Consider the following 19,938-nt stretch of genomic DNA (forward strand, 5'->3'; position numbering starts at 1 on the left):
TCAACGAAGCAGGAGGGTACAGGCAATGACTCAATATGCGGCGATTATGCTGGCGGCTGGAATTGGCGTGCCCATCCTTGCAGCGCTGAATGCGGCACTGGGGAAGCTGATCGGTTCGCCCACCACGGCTGCGGTGATCCTGTTCGCCATCGCCTTCATATCATCTGCTGTGGTGATGCTGCTTTTTCCCGGTGTCGGGTCGCTGCCCAAGGCAGTAGACGCCCCCAAACATCTTCTGCTGGCTGGCGTCCTAGTCGCCTTTTACGTCCTGTCGATTACCCACGTGGCCCCGCATTTCGGCGTCGGAAACGCCGTATTTTTCGTGCTATTGGGGCAGTTGGTCAGCACAGCCGCAATCGACCACTTCGGTCTGTTTGGCGCTCAGGTCACGCCGCTGACATGGGTGCGGGCTGGCGGTATCGCAGTTATGGCCGCAGGGGTTGCCATCACTCAACTGGCCTGAGCACGCCTCCATCCAGCTTCAGCTTGCGGTCCATCCGTGCCGCAAGATCCATGTTGTGAGTGGCGATCAGGGCGGAAAGCCCCTCATCCCGAACCAGCGCCATCATCGCGTCAAAAACCTGATCCGAAGTATCAGGGTCCAGGTTGCCCGTCGGTTCGTCCGCCAGCAAAACCCGAGGTCTATTGGCGAGCGCTCTGCAAAACGCCACCCGCTGTTGTTCACCGCCGGACAAGGCCGCCGGTCGGTGATCGGCGCGTTGGGCAACTCCAACACGTTCTAGCAAAGACTTCGCCCGGTCCTGCGCCGCCTTCTCCGAGACGCCGTTGGCCAGTTGGGGCAGAGTGATGTTTTCAAGCGCAGTGAACTCGGGCAACAGGTGGTGAAACTGGTAGACGAACCCGATATCCTGCCGTCGCCGCGCCGTTCGCGTGCGGTCGCCTTTTCCAGTTACGTTCTGCCCAGCTATTTCCACGGACCCCGCATCGGGCGTATCCAGCAACCCTGCGATATGCAGCAGGGTGGACTTACCCGCGCCCGACGGCGCAACCAGCGCAACTGCTTCACCCGAGCGCAACTCTAGGTCAGCGCCGCGCAGCACCTGAACCTCGCCCGGCGTCCCCTTCAGGTAGGTCTTTGTCAGACCGTTCAACCGCATCGTCACATCACTCATAGCGCAGCGCCTCAACCGGGTTCAGCCGCGCGGCTCGGCGCGCCGGAAAATAGGTAACAAAGAAGGACAGGCCCAACGACAGCCCGATAGCCTTGAGAACATCAGCCAAGTGCAACTCGGCCGGCAACGCATAGATGCCTCGGATGGACGGATCCCAAACCCCTCCTCCCATGACAAAGTTCACAAAGCTGAAAATCGGATCGATATAGATCGCGAACAGGCATCCCAGAACGACGCCCATCGCTGTTCCAATAATCCCCGTGAACGCTCCGCAAATAAAGAACACGCGCAGAACTGATCCTTCGCTCAGACCAATCGTGCGCAATATCCCGATATCCCGCCCTTTGTTCTTAACCAGCATGATCAGCCCGGATACGATGTTCATCGCGGCAATCAGGACGAGGATCGAAAGGATGATGAACATCACATTGTCCTCGACCTCAAGCGCCCGGAGGAACCCACCCGAAGCATCTTGCCACGTCCAGATTTGGCTGCGTTCTCCGGCAGCCTCAAGGATCGGGATCAGGATTGGTGTCATCTCCTCTGGGCGTTCGATCATGACTTCAATCTCGTCGGCGACACCTTCGCGGTTGAAAAAGCTCTGCGCCTGCTCAAACGGCATGTACACCCGCGTGCGGTCGATGTCATAGCGCCCAGCCGAGAACACATAGACCACGCGATAGGCGTTCACCCGCGGCGAGGTGCCAAACGCGGTTTTCACCCCGTTGGGCGAAGTCAGCTTGACCGTATCCCCAACGGTTGCGCCGATGCTGCGGGCAACCCCCGACCCGATGGCGATCACATCCTGACCGTCCTGAAACTCTGAAAGATCGCCGACGGCCTGCTCGCTTTCGACCACACCCGGCAGATCAAGCAGGTCATCAGGCTGGGTACCGAACACTTCTACACCACTGCTGCGATCACGGTTGGTAATCAACACCTGCCCTTTAACCAAAGGCGCGGCCCGGCTCACACCGGGCACCTGTGCGATACGCTCGGCCATGTCAGAGTAGTCCGAGATGGTACGGTCCACGCGGCCCTGCGCGTCCAGCTCTCCGGCCGAGAAAACCGTGACATGGGCATTTGCGCCCAAAATCGTGCCCACAAATTCCGACCGGAATCCCGACCGCACAGCCAGTGTCGCAATCAGAGCGAACACCGCCAGAGTAATTCCGATCAGCGAAATCCACGTCATGACACTGACGCCACCTTCGGCACGGCGCGCGCGCAGGTATCGCCAGGCGATTTTCCATTCAAATGGGGCAAAGGGCGGGGGTGTTTTGGCCATGCCTGCTCCGGTTTTTGGTTTGACGCGACACTTTCGGCATTTCGCCAGATGGTCAAGCAGGTAGTCTGTCGAAAGGCTTGGATTTCACCGCACGCCCGCCCAGCGCGAATCAAATTTGTCCGAACCAACCGAATCAAAGGTGACATATGCCCAAACCGTCACGCCCAAGGGTGTGACATCGCTCACAGACAGCCCGCAATTGTTTCAGCTATGAAATTAATGTGAGTATTCGGGCGGCAACTGAACTTAAAATGCAACATTTTGAAAGCAACTTTGTTTCACTTTTTGCTTATTTTCGGAAACTTTGTCACCCTATTGGTGGGGGAATACATTTCAGAGCGGGGGTCGCTCATGAGTATTCAAATTGAAACGGAAGAAACGGGTGCAATTTCAACCCGACAAGCCTCAACAGAACTGGATTGTGAAACCGCAGCCCTGCTGCGTGCAGCGATCCTGCCTGTATTCGCCAGCGCAGTAAGCTGGGGCAGTCTGACGGACGTACTCAAAGACAAAGGGTACCGCCTAGCATTTCGACAAGGAAGGCTGTGCGTAACAGATCGCGTTTCAGGCGACAGGATTTGCGGAATGAGGTTCCTTGGACTCGAGTTCCAAGACCTTGTGAGCAAGCTGGGCAGACCGATTGTCGTTGCCAGAGGCAGCGGTGCCGATGGTGATCTTTTGGCCACGCGACCAGGACTGACCGGGTTTCAGTAACGACGCCAGAACTGCACCGAACGCCGCATGGTTTTTGTCATGCTGTATATGGCAGCCCGCGCGATGGTTGGATGCGTGAGGGAATTCGCCAGTATTGAGGCCGAAACCTTCACCGGAAGGTGCCCTTTCTTGTACCAAGCGATACGCTGGTCCTCGTCGTAGGCAGACATGTCGCAGTAATCCGCAAAGTTCTTACGCCAACATTCCGCCATCTCAGCTCCGACTGCATCAATGTCCGCCGAAACACCGCCCTTTCGGAAATACGACAACGGGGATTGCAGCCTGTACCCCTGGTGGCCCGCCAAAATCATCCGAAGGATCATGTCGTAGTCTCCGACGATACGAAAACGCAGATCATGCCCCCCCAATTTCTGAAACAGAGACTTTCGGATCAGCATCGCGTTATGGCCGAAGGGCATCCGCTGCAATATCGACTTGATGGTCAGCCGCTTGGCATGACGTTGCCGCCCGTCCTCTTCAACAAAGATGGTTTCTCCGTAGATAAAGTCGGGCCGGGTATCTTTGATCGCCTTGTCCACGTTCAGCAAACAATCTTCGCCCGGGATCAAGTCGTCCGAGTTCAGGAACAGCACATATTCGCCTGTGCAGCGCTCAACCGCTTTGTTCATTGCGTCGTAGAGGCTCTGATCTGCCTCGCAAATATAGCGGATTGGGATACTACCGGGCGACGACGCGATTTCTTCGATGGCCTGTGTCAGCAACGCCTGAGTCCCGTCAGTGGACTCACCGTCCCAAATGACATGCTCGACGCCGCGAAACCTTTGAGATTGCACGCTGCGAAGGGCGTCGAGAATGGTTTCCTTGCGCCCTTCCTCAATCAAGTTTCTGGTTACGGTAATAACAGAAACAAGCGGCGGATTCTCGGTTTCAGGCAACGTTCTCATAGATCTCGGCAATCCTTGTGACGGCGGCCTCGGGGCTAAGCTCTTCGCTTTCCCCGGTGCGGCGGCAGGTCAGTTCGACCACACCGTTCTTCAGACCGCGCGGACCAACGGTGATGCGCCACGGCAGACCGATCAGGTCCATAGTGGCGAATTTGCCCCCTGCCCGTTCGTTTCGATCATCGTATAGCGGCTCAAGCCCCAGCGCGGTCAGGGCCCCGTAGAGTTTCTCGCACGCCGCGTCCGCTTCTTCGTCGCCTTGCTTGAGGTTCACGATACCGCAATGGAACGGGGTCACGCCTTCGGGCCAGATGATGCCCTTGTCGTCATGGCTGGCTTCGATGATGGCCCCGATCAAACGGCTGACGCCGATGCCGTGGCTGCCCATGTGGACGGGGGTCGGCTTGCCATCTGGCCCCTGAACCGTCGCGCCCATCGCCTCGGAATACTTGGTGCCGAAATAGAAGATCTGCCCCACCTCGATCCCTCGCGCCACGCGGCGGCGTTCCTCGGGCACCTGATTGAACAGCGCCTCGTCATGGGTCTCGTCGGTGCGCGCGTATTTCGAGGTAAACTCCTCGAGGATAGCCTGACACTGTGCGCGATCGTCATAGTCGATCTGACGATCACCAAAACTCAGGTCGGTGACAGCACTATCGTAGAAAACCTCGGACTCACCGGTATCGGCCAGCACCAGGAATTCATGCGTGTCGTCGCCACCGATGGGGCCGGAATCGGCACGCATCGGGATGGCTTGCAGGCCCATGCGTTCGTAAGTGCGCAGGTAGCTGACCAGATGGCGGTTATAGGCGTGCAGCGCGTCTTCTTTGGTCAGGTCGAAGTTGTATCCGTCCTTCATGTAGAACTCGCGCCCCCGCATCACACCGAAACGCGGGCGGATTTCGTCGCGGAATTTCCACTGGATTTGATACAGCGTCAGCGGCAGGTCTTTGTAGCTGTTGACGTGACCACGGAAGATATCCGTCACCAGTTCCTCGGCGGTGGGCGTGAACAGCATATCCCGGTCGTGCCGATCCTTCATCCGCAGCATTTCCTGACCGTAGTCATCGTATCGTCCAGATTCGCGCCACAGGTCCGCCGATTGGATGATCGGCATCTGGATCGCGATGTGGCCGGCACGCGCCTGCTCCTCATGGATGATATTTTCCAGCTTGCGCAGAACTTTGAAGCCCAGCGGCAGCCACGAATAAATCCCGGCGGATGCCTGCTTGATCATACCCGCACGCAGCATCAGCCGGTGGCTGACGATCTGAGCCTCGGAGGGGTTTTCCTTGAGAACGGGCAGAAAGTAACGGCTGAGGCGCATTGGGTGACCTTCAAAGGTGAGAATTTCGCTGCAAGGTGATTATGCCAAAGCCTCGCCGGGGGCAATCACGCATTGGCGTTTTTGCGACCTCGGGTCAGTCGCATTTTTTATTGACCCGCCAGTCAGGAAACTCAAATGTGGCAGAAATGCAAAATCATGAGGCTGCGATGCAGACAATCTCGGAACCCGCCCGCCAAGTTCCTGTCGTACATCAAACGGATGTTCTGGTCGTGGGCTCTGGTCCCGCTGGGCTGGCCGCTGCGCTGGCCGCCGCTCGGGCCGGGGCCGAGGTGTCTCTGGTCGACCGGTTCGGCTGCATGGGCGGCAACATCACCGCCGTTGGCGTCGAGGGGTTCGCCTGGTATCGCCATGAACAAACAGTCGAAGCAGGCGGCATCGGCATGGAGTTCGAGACCCGCGCGAAAGAGATGGGCGCGGCGGTGCCCGAAAGCCAGTCGCTCAGCTATGAGCTGGATAGCGAAGGGTTCAAGCTGGTGGCTGACAAGCTGGTGCAAGAGGCCGGCGTGCATCCGATGCTGCACCGTCAGTTCGTCGCGCCCATCATGGACGGTGACCGGATCACCGGCATCATCACCGAATCCAAAGCGGGGCGCGAGGCGATTCTGGCCCGTGTGGTGATCGACGCGACCGGAGACGCCGATGTTGCCCACCGCGCAGGCGCCCCCACTCACAAAACCGCGCGCGAGGATATGATGGCCGCCTCGGTCATGTTCCATCTGGCCGGAGTCGACAAGCGCGCGTTCATGGAGGGCGTCAAAGCCGACCCACAGACCTACAAGGACTGGGGTGGTGGCGGTGAATGGAATATTGAGACCTCGGGCAAAGAGGACGACATGTTCTCGCCCTTCGTGCACAAACCCTTTCAGCAGGCGATTGATGCGGGGATGATCCCGCCGCACCTGAACACCATCGCAGGCACATGGGGCGCGATGCATGACACGGGTGAGCTGACCTATATGAACCTCATCCATCTGGCCGAGATTGACGGCACCGATCCCGACAGTCTGACGCGCGGCGAGATTGAAGGCCGCCGTCAGTCCATGCTGGCGATTGAGGCGCTGCGCCGCTTTATGCCGGGTTGCGAAAACGCCCGACTGCGGAACTTTGGCATGACCATCGGTATCCGTGACACCCGCAAGATCGACGCTGTTTACAACATGACTGAGGAAGACGCCCGCCATCAGGGACGGTTCGAGGACACGATCGGCATCTATCCCGAATTCATAGACGGTTACGGCATCCTGATCCTGCCGACCACCGGGCGGTATATGCAGGTGCCCTACCGCTCGATGCTACCCAAGGGGATCAAGGGGCTGCTGGTCGCGGGGCGCTCGCACGGGGCGGACAAGGTGGCCCACGCCGCCACGCGCAACATGGCCTGCTGCGCTGTCATGGGTCAGGGCGCGGGTATCGCAGCCGCGCTGTCGCTTAAAAGCAATCAAGACGTTCACGAACTGAACCTCGCCCCCGTTCACAAGGAACTGGAACGACAGGGCGTAAGGATTCACTGATGGAACACATACCCACGATCAACATTGAACCGCTCCGTCAGCCGGATCATCCGCACTATGCAGAAACGGTTGCGCAGATCATCGACGCCTGCACCGGGATCGGCTTTTTGTCCATCACGGGCACCGGTATAACGCCTCAGACCGTGGACGCGGTACGAGCCTGTGTCCGGGAAATTTTCGCGATCGACGAAGACTCGAAATGGGATCAGGCGATCACGCGTCAGAATTACCGAGGCTACATTCCAATGGGGTTTTTCACCCCAAACGACGGCTCGGGCAAGGCAGACAAATACGAAGGCTACAAACTGCATTGTGAGGTCGCCTCTGACGCGCCTATTCGCAAGGACTGCGAACTTTACGGCCCAAATATCTGGCCCCGCGAAGTACCCTCTGCCCGCGCTACCATCCTGAAGTACTGGGCCGAGTTGGACGGCGTGGCCGACCTGTTGCTTGCTGCTCTGGAAGTTGGGTTGACCCTTCCCAAGCGCACCCTGCGCGATGCGTTCTACGAGCCGATGACCAACATGACACTGCTGCACTACCCGCCACAGGCCGCTGACGATGGCGGCTATGGCATTCATCCACACAAGGACACTGACGCGCTGACCATCATCGCGCCCGATCCAGTCGGCGGGCTAGAAGTTCAGACTCGGGACGGTGGCTGGATCACGCCGGACTGCCCTCCGGGTGGGTTTATCGTCAATATCGGCGATATGCTTGAACTGTGGTCCGGAGGTCGGTTGAAATCCACGCCGCACCGGGTCGTCAACCGGTCCGGCAAAGAGCGCTACTCGTTTCCCTATTTCGCCGTTCCCCGTCACGACGTTGTCGTCTCTCCCCTACTCAACCCAGTTCCCGGATTTGACCGGCCCTCCGTCCATTGCGGCCATTGGTCGGCGGAAATTTGGCGTACCAACTGGCCTGATGAGGCAGCACATGAAACCACACCAGAGCTGGGAACTCTGAGCGACTAACGGTCATATTTGCATCATATATGAACCGCTTGCATCAAAGGCCCACATACGCCAAGAACGTCTGTAAGAACCGATAAAAAGGGGACGAGCATGGCTTTGCCGGTGAAGGATCAACTAAGATACTGGGGCATCGCCACTGCGATATTTGTTCTGCTTTTATGGGCACTTGGCGACGTTTTGCTTCCGTTCGTGATTGGCGGCGCAATCGCGTATTTCCTTGATCCCATCGCTGACCGGCTGGAAGACATGGGCCTGTCACGGATAGCGGCAACCGGGATTATAACTGTCGTCGGCGTATTGGGCTTCATCTTGATGGTTCTGATGGTAGTGCCCGCACTGATCACGCAGCTTATTGAATTGGTTGAGTTCATGCCCAACCTGGTCAAGCAACTGCGCGGGTTCATCGAACAGCAGTTCCCGTCTCTACTGGATCGCGAGTCCAACTCGCACCAATTTCTCGTGTCATTGGGCGAGACCCTGCAGTCCAAAACCGGGGATGTCCTGCAATCCGTTGCCGCATCACTGGGGTCTGCCATCAACGTTGTGGTGCTGATGGTGATCGTTCCAGTGGTGGCGGTCTATCTGCTGCTGGACTGGGACCGCATGATCGCCCGCATCGAAGAGCTTTTGCCACGCGATCACGCCCCTACAATCGAACGACTGGCCAGCGAGATCGACGACGTTCTTGCGTCTTTCGTGCGCGGCATGGGAACGGTCTGCCTGATCCTCGGAACCTACTACGCCGTGGCGTTGATGGCTGTCGGGCTGCAATTCGGTCTGATCGTAGGATTTATCGCCGGTCTGGTTACCTTCATCCCCTATCTCGGAGCCTTGATTGGCGGAACATTGGCTATTGGTCTGGCCTTGTTTCAATTCTGGGGCGACTGGGCCCAGATCGGTCTGGTTGCCGGTATTTTCGTGTTGGGACAGGTGACCGAAGGTAATTTCCTGACACCCAAACTGGTGGGTAACTCGGTTGGACTGCATCCGGTCTGGCTGCTGTTGGCCCTGTCAGTTTTTGGCGCTTTGTTCGGCTTTGTCGGCATGCTGATCGCCGTACCGGTTGCCGCGGCTTTGGGCGTGCTGGCACGGTTTGCCACGTCGATCTATCTGGAAAGCCGGTTATACACCGGTCTAGAAAGCGCTGAACAGGCTGACCAGAAAGACGAGTAAATGGCCCAACAACTGAGTTTTGATCTTCCGGCCAAGACTGCGCTGGGACGAGGGGACTTTTTCGTCTCACCGGCGAACGCATTGGCTGTTGCCATGATCTCGGCCACGTCATGGCCGGGAAACAAGCTGGTTCTCAGCGGCCCGGCTGGGGCGGGAAAAACGCATCTGGCCCATGTCTGGGCAGCCGAAACAGGCGGACGCATCGTGCAGGCAAAAGACATCACGCATGACGCCGTGCCTGGACTTGCCCAGTCAGCCATTGCCGTTGAGGATGTGCCCATGATCGCGGGTGACATCGAGCAGCAGAAAACGCTGTTTCACCTGCACAATCTGGTTTTGGCCGAAGGACATGCCCTGCTGATGACGGGGCGCATGGCTCCGAAGTTCTGGGAACTGCCCTTGCCCGATCTGCAAAGCAGGATCGAAGGCGCACACCATGTCGCCTTGGACCCGCCGGACGACGCCCTTCTGGGTGCGGTTCTGGCCAAGCTATTTGTCGACAGGCAACTGAACCCCGGACCCGAGGTCATTGCCTATCTGGTCAAGCACATGGACCGGCGTTTCGAGACGGCTGCCGAAGTCGTGGAGCAACTGGACCAGTTGGCACTGTCGGAAAAACGCGAAATCACGCGAACTTTGGCTGCGCGCGTCCTTAACTCGGAACGCGATGAATTCTAATCTGGCAATTGACCCGCACCCGGTGATCTCGCATTCTAAGCCCGGAATATCTGGAAAAGACATGGATCAGACCGTCGAAACCGACATCCCCGACTGGGGGCCTTTCGGAAAGCCACTGTTCGACGACCCCGAGGCCCGCGCCCTGTCGCGCGTGGGTGTTGTTGATGTCGGGTCAAACTCGGTCAGGATGGTGATCTTTGACGGGGCTGCGCGTTCCCCGGCGTATTTCTACAACGAAAAAGTCATGTGCGAACTTGGGGCTGGCCTCTCTGAGACCGGTCGCCTGAACCCACGCGGACGGCAGCGTGCTCTGGCCGCGCTGCAAAGGTTCAACCAACTGGCCGAAGATCTTGGCCTGCCCGGGCTACATGTTGTCGCGACCGCCGCCGTGCGCGAGGCCAAAGACGGCCCCGAGTTTTGCGCCGAAGTTCACCGTGAAACCGGCCTGACTGTTTCAGTCATCGATGGTGAAGAAGAGGCGCGCCTGTCTGCGCAGGGCGTCTTGCTGGGGTGGCCCGGCGCCTATGGGCTGATCTGCGATATAGGCGGATCATCCATGGAACTGGCCGAGATTGGCGACGGTCAGGTCGGGCGGCGCGTGACCTCGGCTCTGGGTCCGCTCAAACTGCGGGACATCAAAGGCGGACGACGCGCGCGTAAAAACCACATCAAGAGCACGATGGAGGATCTGCGCGCACAAATGGGTCCGCAACGTGATCGCCTGTTCCTGGTCGGTGGCAGTTGGCGTGCCTTCGCGCGTCTGGACATGCTGCGGCGGGGGTATCCGCTGAACGTCCTGCACGAGTATCGCATGACCACGTCGCAAGTACGCGAAACCATCAAGTTCATTGAAAAAGGCGACCCTGAAAAGCTGCGCAGCCAAGCGGGGGTTTCCGGGTCGCGCATGGCGCTGATCCCTTATGCAATGGACGTGCTTGCCCGACTGGTGCGAACATTCAAACCCAAGGACATCGCGATATCCAGCTATGGAATCCGCGAGGGACTTTTGTACGAGCAAATGCCTCAGAACCTACGGGACCGGGATCCGCTGATAGAAGCCAGCCGCTTTTCCGAGGCCAAGGACGCGCGTCTGCCCGGTTTCGGCAAACACCTGTTCGACTTCGTCATGCCCCTGTTCAAATCGGCCCCTACTGCTCGGGTTCGGCTGATCAAGGCCGCGTGTCTGCTGCATGATGTAAGCTGGCGGGCGCATCCTGATTACCGGGCCGAAGTTTGTTTCGACAATGTGACCCGGGCCAATCTGGGCGGTTTGAAACACTCTGAACGGGTCTTCATCGGACTTGCATTGCAGCATCGTTACCGCAACAAACGCGAGGGCAACCGGTTCGCGCCGCTATACGAACTGCTTGACGAAAAAGGCCAGAAACAAGCTGAAATTCTGGGCAAGGCCATGCGCTTTGGGGCGATGTTATGGATGCAGAGCGATGCGCCAATGGGAACGTTGCGCTTCTACCCCAAAAAGCGGCACCTGGACCTTTTCCTGCCAAAGTCAGCGGGGCTTCTGTTCAATGAGGTCGCCGAAGCGCGGCTGAACTCTTTGGCCAGCGCACTGAAGTCCGATACCCGCGTGATCATCAAGGGCTGATCCTTAGATATCCGTTGCCCCTTCCGGCACTTCGTCGGGCTGTGCGGGCAGCGGTTCCGCCTCTGGCTGTTTTTTCCTGATGATAATGTCGCCATTGGGCAGGATTTCCGGTGCTTCGTAGGTGCTCCAGTCCTGAATTTCACCTGCCAATTCCGCCAATGCTGGCCCCATTTCCTGGAAAAAAGACTGCATGGCAGGACCGAACTGATCCGCCAGCCCCAGCAAATCTTCCAGCGCAGGTTCCATTTCCTGACGCAGCCCTTCTAAGAACAGCTCTGCGCCCTGCTCCATCAAAGATTGTCCGGTTTCGTCTTCAGCATGCGCTGGAAACGCCATCACGGTGGTTATCGCACAGATCGAGAAAAGGTTTTTCATAGTCAGAGATATAAGCGCTTGAGGCGGTTGATGAAAGGTCAGAGGTCAATATCCAAGGTTACCGGGAAGTGGTCTGACGCTGTTAGCAGAGCGTCGTGCAAATCTTGCCGATCGCGGCAAACCGGGTCGTGAAACGGATGCCAGATGCGCCAGTCCGGGCGGTGCCCGCGCAACCTGTCACTGATCATGATGTAATCCAAAAGCGCATCAAGATACCCGCCTGTGTCCGGGCGTGGGAAACGGGCCGTAGACGGAACAAGTCCCGGCTCTGGCCCATAGGCGGTGACAGCGTTGGGATCATACAACCCGGAACCCAGCAGAATCTCGACCGAAGACCGACCGAACAGGTTCTCGAACTCATCAAGGCCCGGCCCATCATTCAGATCACCCAAAAGAATGACGTCTTCGCCTTCGGCAATATGGGCCTTGATCCGTCGCGCCAGCCAAACCGCTTGGGCGAGTTGCTTGCGCCGGTTGGCGATAGAAATGCGGATCGCCTCGTCGCGGCTGTCCGCCCCATGCGGAGCTTTGGATTTCAGATGCGCTCCGATCAGGCGAAACGAAGCACCGGCCGGAGTTTTGATGGCCAGTTCCATCGGCGGTTTTGAAAATCGCACCTGATCCTCGGTCTCATCAATGTCGAGATCGATTTGAAACACCGAATCGAAGCGAGGGGAATCCGACTGTGCTGCGTCATCTCCAATCGGGTCATGAACCGCAGAAAGAGCGCCCGGATCATACAGCAAGGCCAATTCCTGATGCGTGTCGTTCGCGAACCCCATGACCGCATGACTGGTTCTCAGGTCAAATGCCTCGGCAAACCGCTGCAAAGCGCGGACTGTATTCTGTGTTTTTCCAGTGTTCGGCGCTTCGACGATCAAGACGGCGTCGGCGTCGATTGCTGTCAGTACCTTGGCGATCGCTTCGACCTGCTGGGCGGTCGTGACATCGTGCCTGCCCGACCAACTGTCGTCAAAAATCAGCCGGTCATTGCGGTCGAATAGATTGGCAAACCACTCGATATTGTAGGTCGCCAATCGCATAAGCGTCAGGCTCGGGCGCCGTTGATCTGATCCCAGGCGCGATTGATGTCGATCATCTTTTTCTCGGCCAGACGAATGGCTTCTTCGGGCACCCCGCGCGATATCATTGCATCCGGGTGCGTTTCGCGCACTAATTGCCGCCAGACCTTGCGGATATCGGGCAAGGGCATGTCACGCGGGACGCCCAGCACCGTATAAGGGTCTTTGGGCGCGTCCGGCACAAACCTTTCCCGCAGCGCAAGAAACTGGGCTTCGGTCTGCCCGAAAATCCGGCTGACCTCCTCTAGAAACTCGTTTTCGTTCGGATGATAAAACCCGTCAGCCATCGCGATATGGAACAATCCTTCCATCAAATCGCAGAGCGTGGTGCTGTCATCGGCGAACATTCCGGCGATCTTGCGGGCGTATTCCTGATACCCCGCAACGTCGGTCCGGGCCATGTCGAAGACGCGGGCAGCGCCGGCCTCGTCTTCGCGTGCAATCCGGAACACATCGCGAAAGGCTGTGACCTCATCCCGCGTCACCTGCCCATCAGCCTTGGCCATTTTCGCACCCAGCGCGATTACGGCGATGGTAAACGCGATCGACCGTTCGGGAGGCGTACGCAGTTTCTCGAAAACAGCGGTCAGGCTTTCGCCCTGTGCAAGCGCGCTCAGCGCGTCAGATATGCGGGTCCAGATCGACATGATCGCACCCTAGCGCCCCAATTCGCCGGTGTCAGGTGCAACCAATGGGTCTGCGGCAAGAATTTTCTGCATCAGCACAAGATCCAGCCTTTTGCCCCACTTGAACCCAACCTCGGGCATGTGCCCGACTGTCTTGAAGCCAAGTGCCGCATGAAACGAAACCCCCACCGGGTTTGCCGACGATATCCCAGCAACCAAGACATGAACGCCCTCGTCCTTGGCCACGGCCTCTAACGCGGTCATCAACGCTCGGCCAGTGCCGTGCCCACGCGCCTCGGGTGAGAGCTGGATGGAGTGCTCGCGGCATTGCGCGTATCCGGGACCTGCACGAAACGGGCTGTAGGTGGCAAAGCCCACAACCTGCCCCTCCAACTCGGCCACCAGATAAGCCGGGCCACGGTTTTGGATATCGCCGGCTATGCCGTCCGCGTCGCGCTCTGCGGTGGTAAAGGTTATGAGAGTGTCCCGAATGATCTGATTGGTGATCTCAGCAATGGCATCCGCATCGGCAACTTTTGCCTGACGAATGATCATTCCAGCACGCGTAAGCCATGGGGCGTTTCAAATTCCGCGCGCAAGGCAGCGGGGCCGGAATCGAACACTACGCGGTCCATCGCACCCAGCAGTTTTGCCAGTTCAAGCGCGTCAGGATGGAACACAACCAACTTTCGCAGGCGGCATCCGCTATCTTGCAACATCTGCGCGGGGTGCAAATCCCCGTGCCATTGGATCAATGCAGGAAACAAGTTGTCAAAGGGCAGCCGCCCGTTGGGGGGAACCGCCATTCGCCAGCTCAGTGCGCCTCTGGTCAGGTCAATGGGATGTCCGACACCATCCGGGAAAACGTCAAGCGATGCTTCGATGTTCGGGACACGGCAAATCCAGTTTGTCAGTCGCGGGCTTCCCTGAAACCGATCAAGGTCGAACCAGCGTGTCCGATCAGGGCGCGGCGCAGACGGGTCAATCGCGATCGCCTCAAGGTACAGGCCATCCGCCAGGCCGAGCAGCCGATTGTATGTTCCGAACTTCTCGTGCTTTCCGCCGTCCTGCAAGGGGACACCCAGCGCCTGCTCGACATGAGCAGCGGCTTCTTCAAGCGTTTCACCCGCGACAGCCAGATGATCGAGTAACATACGCGCCCTCCTACGAAAAACGACCAGACCCAAGCGGATCTGGTCGCATGTTTCCGTCAAAGACGCAGGATCACAAGAGTTTTCAGCGGGAAATCCGCATTAACCCTTGGCCTCACCGATCAGGCGCAGAATGTCCTGCGCCGCCTCGGGGATATTTGTGCCCGGACCAAAGATCGCCTTGACCCCATGATCATAGAGGAACTGGTAATCCTGCTGAGGGATCACACCGCCGCAAATGACGATGATATCCTCGGCCCCGGCTTTCTTGAGTTCTTCCACCAACTGCGGGGCCAGCGTTTTGTGACCCGCCGCCTGCGACGAAATCCCGACCACATGCACGTCGTTGTCCACTGCATCCTGCGCGGCCTCAGCCGGCGTCTGGAACAGAGGGCCAACATCCACGTCAAACCCGATATCGGCAAAGGCGGTTGCGATTACCTTGGCACCCCGGTCGTGACCGTCCTGCCCCATCTTGACCACCAACAGACGCGGGCGGCGGCCTTCGGCCTCGGCGAACTCCTCGATGGATTTCTGGATGGCGGCGAAACCTTCGTCGCCCTCATAGGCGGCCCCGTAGACACCGGCCAGCGTCTTCACTTCGGCGCGGTGGCGGCCGAACTCTTTTTCCATTGCCATGCTGATCTCTCCTACGGATGCGCGGGCGCGGGCGGCTTCGACCGCAGCAGCCAGCAGGTTTCCACCCTCCTGGGCGGCCTTGGTCAGCGCGTCCAGCGCCTTTTCGCATGCAGCTTCGTCACGGGTGGCGCGGATACGCTCCAGTCGCGCCACCTGCGCTTCGCGCACAGCGACGTTGTCGACGTCCAGAATGTCGATCGGGTCTTCCTGTTCCTTACGGTACTTGTTGACGCCAACGATCACCTCTTCGCCCCGGTCGATCATCGCCTGACGGCGCGCGGCGCTTTCCTCGATCCGCAGCTTGGGCATGCCCGAGGCAACGGCCTTGGTCATGCCGCCCATCTCCTCGACCTCTTCCATCAGCGCCCAGGCTTTTTCGACCAGCTCATTGGTCAGACTTTCGATATAGTAGGACCCTGCCAGCGGATCGACCACGTCGGTCACGCCGGTTTCTTCCTGCAACACAAGCTGGGTGTTCCGCGCAATGCGGGCCGAGAAATCGGTAGGCAGGGCAATCGCTTCGTCCAGAGCGTTCGTGTGCAACGACTGCGTGCCGCCCAGCACCGCGCTCATCGCCTCGTATGCGGTGCGGATAACGTTGTTATAGGGGTCTTGTTCCTGCAACGACACGCCAGACGTCTGGCAGTGGGTGCGCAGCATCTTGGATCGTTCGGATTTCGCCCCAAAATCGGTCATCACGCGGTGCCACAGGGTGCGGGCTGCGCGCAGTTTGGCGATCTCCATGAAGAAGTTCATACCGATGGCAAAGAAGAACGACAGACGGCCCGCGAATTTGTCCACGTCCATCCCGGCCTGCGTCGCGGCGCGCACATATTCGCGGCCATCGGCAAGCGTATAGGCCAGCTCTTGCACCAGGTTCGCCCCGGCCTCTTGCATGTGATAGCCCGAGATCGAGATCGAGTTGAATTTGGGCATTTCGTTCGAGGTATAGTCGATAATGTCCGAGATGATCTTCATCGACGGCTCGGGCGGGTAAATATAAGTATTCCGCACCATGAACTCTTTCAGAATGTCGTTCTGAATGGTTCCGGACAAGACGGATTTGTCGTGGCCCTGCTCCTCACCGGCGACAATGAAATTCGCCAAAATCGGGATCACCGCGCCGTTCATCGTCATCGAGACCGAGACCTTGTCGAGCGGAATACCGTCGAACAGGATTTTCATATCCTCGACGCTGTCGATGGCCACGCCAGCCTTTCCCACATCGCCCACAACGCGCGGGTGGTCGCTGTCATAACCGCGGTGCGTGGCCAGATCGAAGGCCACAGACACGCCCTGCTGACCGGCCGCCAGATTGCGGCGATAAAAGGCGTTCGATTCCTCAGCTGTCGAGAACCCTGCATATTGCCGGATCGTCCACGGGCGGCCCGCATACATCGTGGCCTTGACCCCGCGCGTGAACGGGCCGAACCCCGGCAACGTGCCCATATGCGGCAGATCAGCAGTGTCCTCGGCCGTATAGAGCGGCTTGACGTCGATGCCTTCCAGCGTCTCTTTGGTGAGGTCTTCCAGCGGACGACCGCGCAGCTCTTTCTCGGCCAGCGCCTGCCAGTCTTTGGTATCGGTCATGGCGATTTCCTTTTCCTATTTCGGGTCGCGCACAGAGAGGAACCTGCCCGCAGTTATGTTTCGGATTGCCCGGTCCAGTCGGGCTGCACGCAACAAATTGAGCGCGCATTGCATTTCACTGGTCGCATTCATCGACACAGGGGCTATATTCGATGGGACAGGAGGCCCAATGACACGAACGCTTGCCCTTGTTTTCTCGGCACTAATCCCGCTGGCGGTCCTCGCCGCTGACGGGTCTGCGTCTGCCGAAGACGAATTCGTCCGCCCCGCTGGTGACAGCGATCTCAGCGAGTTTTTGTGGGTCAGCCGACCCATCGTCGTCTTTGCCGACACCCCAGCGGACCCACGGTTCCAACAGCAGATCGACATGCTGGTCGAGGGCGAAGCGGCCATGCGGGACCGCGACGTCGTGGTGCTGACAGATACGGACCCGTCGGCCCGGTCCCCGATCCGGTCGCAACTGCGTCCGCGCGGGTTCCAGATGGTGTTTGTCGACAAGGACGGTGTGGTCAAACTGCGCAAACCGTCGCCGTGGAGCGTGCGCGAGATTGGCCGCTCCATCGACAAGACCCCCCTGCGTGAACGCGAAATCCGCGAACGGCGCGGGGGCGGCTGAACGCTTTTGCCACGCCCCAATCCCCCGGCGCGGAACGCCGGGGCATCAAAGGGATATGACAAAAGCGCCGCCACGATCACTCGAACTCGATGATCACATCATCCACGGCAAGGCTGTCGCCGGGGCCAGCATTAATCTTGGCGACCACGCCCTTTTTCTCGGCGCGCAGGATGTTTTCCATCTTCATCGCCTCGACGGTGCACAGTGCCTGACCTTCCTGCACCTCCTGCCCCACTTCGACATCGACCTTCACGATCAGGCCGGGCATCGGGCAGAGCAGCATTTTCGAGGTATCGGGCGGCAGTTTCTCGGGCATCAGTTTGGCCAGCTCCGCCTGGCGCGGACGGCGCACATGCACTTTCAGGTCTGCGCCCCGGTTGCGGATACGGAACCCGCCCGAGACTTTACCGACCTTCATGACCAGCGGATCACCGTCCACTTCGACCACCGCAAGCTGATCACCGGGCGTCCATTCGGAGGCGACGCGCAGGGTTGATCCGTCCTCGAACCGGACTGTCGCGCCGTCCTTGTCCGCCCCGACGCGAACCGCAAAATCCTGCCCTTGCAGCGATACAACCCAACGGTTGCCGACTTTGCGTTCGTGATTGTCCATACGGCCCGACACGCGAGTCCGACGGATTTCAGCAACGCGGTACATGGCTGCGCAGGACGCCGCGATACGGCGCAGGTCGCCGTCGGGCAGTTCGACACCCTCGAACCCGTCCGGATATTCCTCGGCGATGAAGGCGGTGGTCATGTCGCCGCTGATGAACTTCGGGTGATCCATCACGGCAGACAGGAACGGCAGGTTGTGGCCAATGCCTTCAACCTCAAAGCTGTCCAGCGCCACGCGCATCGCCTCGATCGCGGCCTCACGGGTCGGGGCCCATGTACACAGCTTGGCGATCATCGGGTCGTAATACATGCTGATCTCACCGCCCTCATAGACGCCGGTGTCATTGCGCACTGCGGCCTCACCTTCGGGCGCATCACCCTGCCATTTGCCGTTCACCAGCATGGGACCGGCAGCCGTTTCCATTGGCGGGCGATAGCGGGTCAGACGACCAATCGAGGGCAGGAAGTTGCGATAGGGATCCTCGGCATACAGACGGTTTTCAATCGCCCAGCCGGTCAGGGTCACGTCATCCTGCGTGATGGTCAATTTCTCACCAGCCGCCACGCGGATCATCTGTTCCACCAGATCGACGCCAGTGATCAGCTCGGTCACAGGGTGTTCCACCTGCAGACGCGTGTTCATTTCCAGGAAGTAGAAATTCTTGTCGCCATCCACGATGAATTCCACCGTCCCGGCACTTGCATAGTCCACGGCCTTGGCCAACGCGACCGCCTGTTCGCCCATGGCCTTGCGGGTCTCGGGGTCAAGAAACGGCGACGGAGCCTCCTCGACGACTTTCTGGTTACGGCGCTGGATCGAGCATTCACGCTCGCCCAGGTAAATGCCGTTGCCGTGGCTGTCGCACAGAACTTGAATCTCGATATGGCGCGGCTGGGTCACGAATTTCTCGATGAAGATACGGTCATCACCAAAAGAGTTCGCGGCCTCGTTCTTGGACGACTGGAAGCCTTCGCGCGCTTCTTCGTCGTTCCACGCGATCCGCATGCCTTTACCACCACCGCCAGCGCTGGCCTTGATCATGACCGGATAGCCGATTTCATTTGAAATCTTGACCGCTTCGTCCGCGTCCTCGATCAGGCCCATATATCCGGGAACCGTCGAAACACCCGCGTCCTGCGCGATTTTCTTCGAGGTGATCTTGTCGCCCATGCTTTCAATCGCACCAACCGGCGGGCCGACAAAAGCAACACCTTCAGCGTCCAGGGCCTCGGCAAACTTAGAGTTCTCAGACAGGAAACCATATCCGGGGTGAACCGCCTGTGCACCGCTTTGACGGATCGCATCCATGACCTTGTCGATCACGATGTAGGACTGGTTCGCAGGCGGCGGCCCGATATGGACAGCTTCATCCGCCATCGACACATGCAATGCGTTCTTGTCCGCATCCGAGTAGATGGCGACGGTGCCAATACCCATTTTACGCGCGGTCTTGATGACCCGGCAGGCGATCTCGCCCCGGTTGGCGATCAGGATCTTGTTGAACATGGGACGTCCTTTGTCTTGGTGTTCTGGAAACGCAAAACGCCGCCGCAGGGCCTAAACCCCGCGACGGCGTGATGCGCGATGACGGTCGAGGCGACGCGCGCCCCGAAGATTACGTTAGTAGCAGTTTCTCTGTGTTTTACAGTAAAGCACGTTGCCGGCGGCACCGACTGCAGCCCCCACAAACGGGTCGGCGCTAAGGACGGCCGCCCCCAACGCGCCTGCGCCGCCGCCAAGCAGCGCCTGTTCGCCCGTGTTTTCACCGCAGGCCGCAAGGCCCGCGCATGTCGCCAGTACGAGAACGACTTTTGAAATTCGCATGATGTCTGCCCCTTCAGGTATTTAGATGCGTTCGGGGGCACATGTCGGATTCGCACCTTGTTATTCAATATCAGGCAGATCAAATTTGGAGT

20 protein-coding genes are annotated in these 19,938 nt (G+C 58.8%); 8 read left to right on the forward strand and 12 right to left on the reverse strand.

Annotated features, from left to right (window positions below; translation table 11 throughout):
- The first annotated feature begins 25 nt into the window (after nt 1-25).
- The gene (locus ACR0B7_RS07455) at nt 26-463 is read left to right on the forward strand and encodes a DMT family transporter (RefSeq protein ID WP_170483946.1); all 438 of its coding nucleotides are present in this window, start codon (nt 26-28) and stop codon (nt 461-463) included.
- Here the strand turns inward: ACR0B7_RS07455 and ACR0B7_RS07460 are convergent.
- Together ACR0B7_RS07460 and ACR0B7_RS07465 are read right to left on the reverse strand one after the other, a co-directional pair.
- The gene (locus ACR0B7_RS07460; protein WP_170384461.1) at nt 447-1,133 is read right to left on the reverse strand and encodes an ABC transporter ATP-binding protein; all 687 of its coding nucleotides are present in this window, start codon (nt 1,131-1,133) and stop codon (nt 447-449) included. The two genes, ACR0B7_RS07455 and ACR0B7_RS07460, sit on opposite strands and share 17 nt — an antisense overlap.
- Nucleotides 1,126-2,421, reverse strand: a complete 1,296-nt coding sequence (locus ACR0B7_RS07465) for a lipoprotein-releasing ABC transporter permease subunit (RefSeq protein WP_170483948.1) — start codon at nt 2,419-2,421, stop codon at nt 1,126-1,128. Before ACR0B7_RS07465 ends, ACR0B7_RS07460 begins: the two co-directional genes overlap by 8 nt.
- Nucleotides 2,422-2,772: 351 nt before the next feature.
- On the opposite strand from ACR0B7_RS07465, the gene ACR0B7_RS07470 reads away from it, so the two are divergent.
- Nucleotides 2,773-3,135 (forward strand): hypothetical protein, encoded by a 363-nt coding sequence (locus tag ACR0B7_RS07470; protein ID WP_170411086.1) that lies wholly within the window; start codon nt 2,773-2,775, stop codon nt 3,133-3,135.
- On the opposite strand, the gene ACR0B7_RS07475 is transcribed toward ACR0B7_RS07470, so the two are convergent.
- Both ACR0B7_RS07475 and proS read right to left on the reverse strand, forming a co-directional pair.
- On the reverse strand, nt 3,129-4,040 hold the full coding sequence (locus ACR0B7_RS07475; RefSeq protein ID WP_170483950.1) for a glycosyltransferase family 2 protein: 912 nt from the start codon (nt 4,038-4,040) through the stop codon (nt 3,129-3,131). The genes ACR0B7_RS07470 and ACR0B7_RS07475 overlap by 7 nt on opposite strands.
- On the reverse strand, nt 4,024-5,364 hold the full coding sequence (gene proS, locus ACR0B7_RS07480) for a proline--tRNA ligase (protein ID WP_170384470.1): 1,341 nt from the start codon (nt 5,362-5,364) through the stop codon (nt 4,024-4,026). Before proS ends, ACR0B7_RS07475 begins: the two co-directional genes overlap by 17 nt.
- A 167-nt stretch (nt 5,365-5,531) precedes the next feature.
- Here proS and ACR0B7_RS07485 point away from each other — a divergent pair, with 167 nt between their 5' ends.
- The 5 genes from ACR0B7_RS07485 (at nt 5,532) to ACR0B7_RS07505 (ending at nt 11,327) form a co-directional block, all read left to right on the forward strand.
- Nucleotides 5,532-6,896, forward strand: coding sequence for an FAD-dependent oxidoreductase (locus tag ACR0B7_RS07485; protein ID WP_170483952.1), 1,365 nt, complete (start codon nt 5,532-5,534; stop codon nt 6,894-6,896).
- Entirely contained in the window at nt 6,896-7,870 is a 975-nt protein-coding gene (locus ACR0B7_RS07490) for a 2OG-Fe(II) oxygenase family protein (protein ID WP_170483954.1), read from the forward strand. The genes ACR0B7_RS07485 and ACR0B7_RS07490 overlap by 1 nt, the downstream gene beginning before the upstream one ends.
- A gap of 90 nt (nt 7,871-7,960) precedes the next feature.
- Nucleotides 7,961-9,043 carry an AI-2E family transporter gene (locus ACR0B7_RS07495; protein WP_170411097.1) on the forward strand — a complete coding sequence of 361 codons (1,083 nt, stop codon included), beginning with the start codon at nt 7,961-7,963 and terminating at the stop codon, nt 9,041-9,043.
- Entirely contained in the window at nt 9,044-9,721 is a 678-nt protein-coding gene (locus ACR0B7_RS07500) for an HdaA/DnaA family protein (protein WP_170384478.1), read from the forward strand.
- A 61-nt stretch (nt 9,722-9,782) separates the two neighbouring features.
- Nucleotides 9,783-11,327 carry a Ppx/GppA family phosphatase gene (locus ACR0B7_RS07505; protein WP_170483956.1) on the forward strand — a complete coding sequence of 515 codons (1,545 nt, stop codon included), beginning with the start codon at nt 9,783-9,785 and terminating at the stop codon, nt 11,325-11,327.
- Nucleotides 11,328-11,330: 3 nt separating this feature from the next.
- Here ACR0B7_RS07505 and ACR0B7_RS07510 read toward each other — a convergent pair whose 3' ends face one another.
- From ACR0B7_RS07510 to scpA, 6 genes are all read right to left on the reverse strand, one after another.
- Entirely contained in the window at nt 11,331-11,702 is a 372-nt protein-coding gene (locus ACR0B7_RS07510) for a hypothetical protein (protein WP_170483958.1), read from the reverse strand.
- Nucleotides 11,703-11,740: 38 nt separating this feature from the next.
- Nucleotides 11,741-12,745 (reverse strand): exonuclease/endonuclease/phosphatase family protein, encoded by a 1,005-nt coding sequence (locus ACR0B7_RS07515; protein ID WP_170569345.1) that lies wholly within the window; start codon nt 12,743-12,745, stop codon nt 11,741-11,743.
- Between the two features lie 5 nt (nt 12,746-12,750).
- A complete protein-coding gene (locus tag ACR0B7_RS07520) occupies nt 12,751-13,431 on the reverse strand; it encodes a molecular chaperone DjiA (RefSeq protein ID WP_170483962.1) in 681 nt (226 codons plus the stop codon).
- A gap of 9 nt (nt 13,432-13,440) precedes the next feature.
- Entirely contained in the window at nt 13,441-13,965 is a 525-nt protein-coding gene (locus ACR0B7_RS07525) for a GNAT family N-acetyltransferase (RefSeq protein WP_170483964.1), read from the reverse strand.
- Nucleotides 13,962-14,564: a VOC family protein gene (locus ACR0B7_RS07530; protein WP_170483966.1), complete on the reverse strand. Its 603-nt coding sequence runs from the start codon at nt 14,562-14,564 to the stop codon at nt 13,962-13,964. Before ACR0B7_RS07530 ends, ACR0B7_RS07525 begins: the two co-directional genes overlap by 4 nt.
- A gap of 99 nt (nt 14,565-14,663) precedes the next feature.
- Nucleotides 14,664-16,790, reverse strand: coding sequence for a methylmalonyl-CoA mutase (scpA, locus tag ACR0B7_RS07535; protein WP_170483968.1), 2,127 nt, complete (start codon nt 16,788-16,790; stop codon nt 14,664-14,666).
- A 169-nt stretch (nt 16,791-16,959) separates the two neighbouring features.
- Here scpA and ACR0B7_RS07540 point away from each other — a divergent pair, with 169 nt between their 5' ends.
- The gene (locus tag ACR0B7_RS07540) at nt 16,960-17,406 is read left to right on the forward strand and encodes a DUF4174 domain-containing protein (protein ID WP_170483970.1); all 447 of its coding nucleotides are present in this window, start codon (nt 16,960-16,962) and stop codon (nt 17,404-17,406) included.
- A 76-nt stretch (nt 17,407-17,482) separates the two neighbouring features.
- Here the strand turns inward: ACR0B7_RS07540 and ACR0B7_RS07545 are convergent, their stop codons facing one another.
- Both ACR0B7_RS07545 and ACR0B7_RS07550 read right to left on the reverse strand, forming a co-directional pair.
- A complete protein-coding gene (locus ACR0B7_RS07545) occupies nt 17,483-19,528 on the reverse strand; it encodes an acetyl-CoA carboxylase biotin carboxylase subunit (protein ID WP_170483972.1) in 2,046 nt (681 codons plus the stop codon).
- Between the two features lie 114 nt (nt 19,529-19,642).
- On the reverse strand, nt 19,643-19,846 hold the full coding sequence (locus ACR0B7_RS07550; protein ID WP_170384500.1) for a hypothetical protein: 204 nt from the start codon (nt 19,844-19,846) through the stop codon (nt 19,643-19,645).
- Nucleotides 19,847-19,938: the final 92 nt, after the last annotated feature.

This window comes from Ruegeria sp. BB6 (assembly GCF_056539385.1).

What these genes read in the sequence shown, in the direction of transcription:
- ACR0B7_RS07530 (WP_170483966.1), bottom strand. Translation starts at nt 14,564, where the DNA reads ATGTTACTCGATCATCTGGCTGTCGCGGGTGAAACGCTTGAAGAAGCC.
- ACR0B7_RS07495 (WP_170411097.1), top strand. Translation starts at nt 7,961, where the DNA reads ATGGCTTTGCCGGTGAAGGATCAACTAAGATACTGGGGCATCGCCACT.
- scpA (WP_170483968.1), bottom strand. Translation starts at nt 16,790, where the DNA reads ATGACCGATACCAAAGACTGGCAGGCGCTGGCCGAGAAAGAGCTGCGC.
- ACR0B7_RS07515 (WP_170569345.1), bottom strand. Translation starts at nt 12,745, where the DNA reads ATGCGATTGGCGACCTACAATATCGAGTGGTTTGCCAATCTATTCGAC.
- ACR0B7_RS07520 (WP_170483962.1), bottom strand. Translation starts at nt 13,431, where the DNA reads ATGTCGATCTGGACCCGCATATCTGACGCGCTGAGCGCGCTTGCACAG.
- ACR0B7_RS07465 (WP_170483948.1), bottom strand. Translation starts at nt 2,421, where the DNA reads ATGGCCAAAACACCCCCGCCCTTTGCCCCATTTGAATGGAAAATCGCC.
- ACR0B7_RS07545 (WP_170483972.1), bottom strand. Translation starts at nt 19,528, where the DNA reads ATGTTCAACAAGATCCTGATCGCCAACCGGGGCGAGATCGCCTGCCGG.
- proS (WP_170384470.1), bottom strand. Translation starts at nt 5,364, where the DNA reads ATGCGCCTCAGCCGTTACTTTCTGCCCGTTCTCAAGGAAAACCCCTCC.
- ACR0B7_RS07475 (WP_170483950.1), bottom strand. Translation starts at nt 4,040, where the DNA reads ATGAGAACGTTGCCTGAAACCGAGAATCCGCCGCTTGTTTCTGTTATT.
- ACR0B7_RS07470 (WP_170411086.1), top strand. Translation starts at nt 2,773, where the DNA reads ATGAGTATTCAAATTGAAACGGAAGAAACGGGTGCAATTTCAACCCGA.
- ACR0B7_RS07525 (WP_170483964.1), bottom strand. Translation starts at nt 13,965, where the DNA reads ATGATCATTCGTCAGGCAAAAGTTGCCGATGCGGATGCCATTGCTGAG.
- ACR0B7_RS07455 (WP_170483946.1), top strand. Translation starts at nt 26, where the DNA reads ATGACTCAATATGCGGCGATTATGCTGGCGGCTGGAATTGGCGTGCCC.
- ACR0B7_RS07550 (WP_170384500.1), bottom strand. Translation starts at nt 19,846, where the DNA reads ATGCGAATTTCAAAAGTCGTTCTCGTACTGGCGACATGCGCGGGCCTT.
- ACR0B7_RS07510 (WP_170483958.1), bottom strand. Translation starts at nt 11,702, where the DNA reads ATGAAAAACCTTTTCTCGATCTGTGCGATAACCACCGTGATGGCGTTT.
- ACR0B7_RS07460 (WP_170384461.1), bottom strand. Translation starts at nt 1,133, where the DNA reads ATGAGTGATGTGACGATGCGGTTGAACGGTCTGACAAAGACCTACCTG.
- ACR0B7_RS07500 (WP_170384478.1), top strand. Translation starts at nt 9,044, where the DNA reads ATGGCCCAACAACTGAGTTTTGATCTTCCGGCCAAGACTGCGCTGGGA.
- ACR0B7_RS07505 (WP_170483956.1), top strand. Translation starts at nt 9,783, where the DNA reads ATGGATCAGACCGTCGAAACCGACATCCCCGACTGGGGGCCTTTCGGA.
- ACR0B7_RS07540 (WP_170483970.1), top strand. Translation starts at nt 16,960, where the DNA reads ATGACACGAACGCTTGCCCTTGTTTTCTCGGCACTAATCCCGCTGGCG.
- ACR0B7_RS07490 (WP_170483954.1), top strand. Translation starts at nt 6,896, where the DNA reads ATGGAACACATACCCACGATCAACATTGAACCGCTCCGTCAGCCGGAT.
- ACR0B7_RS07485 (WP_170483952.1), top strand. Translation starts at nt 5,532, where the DNA reads ATGCAGACAATCTCGGAACCCGCCCGCCAAGTTCCTGTCGTACATCAA.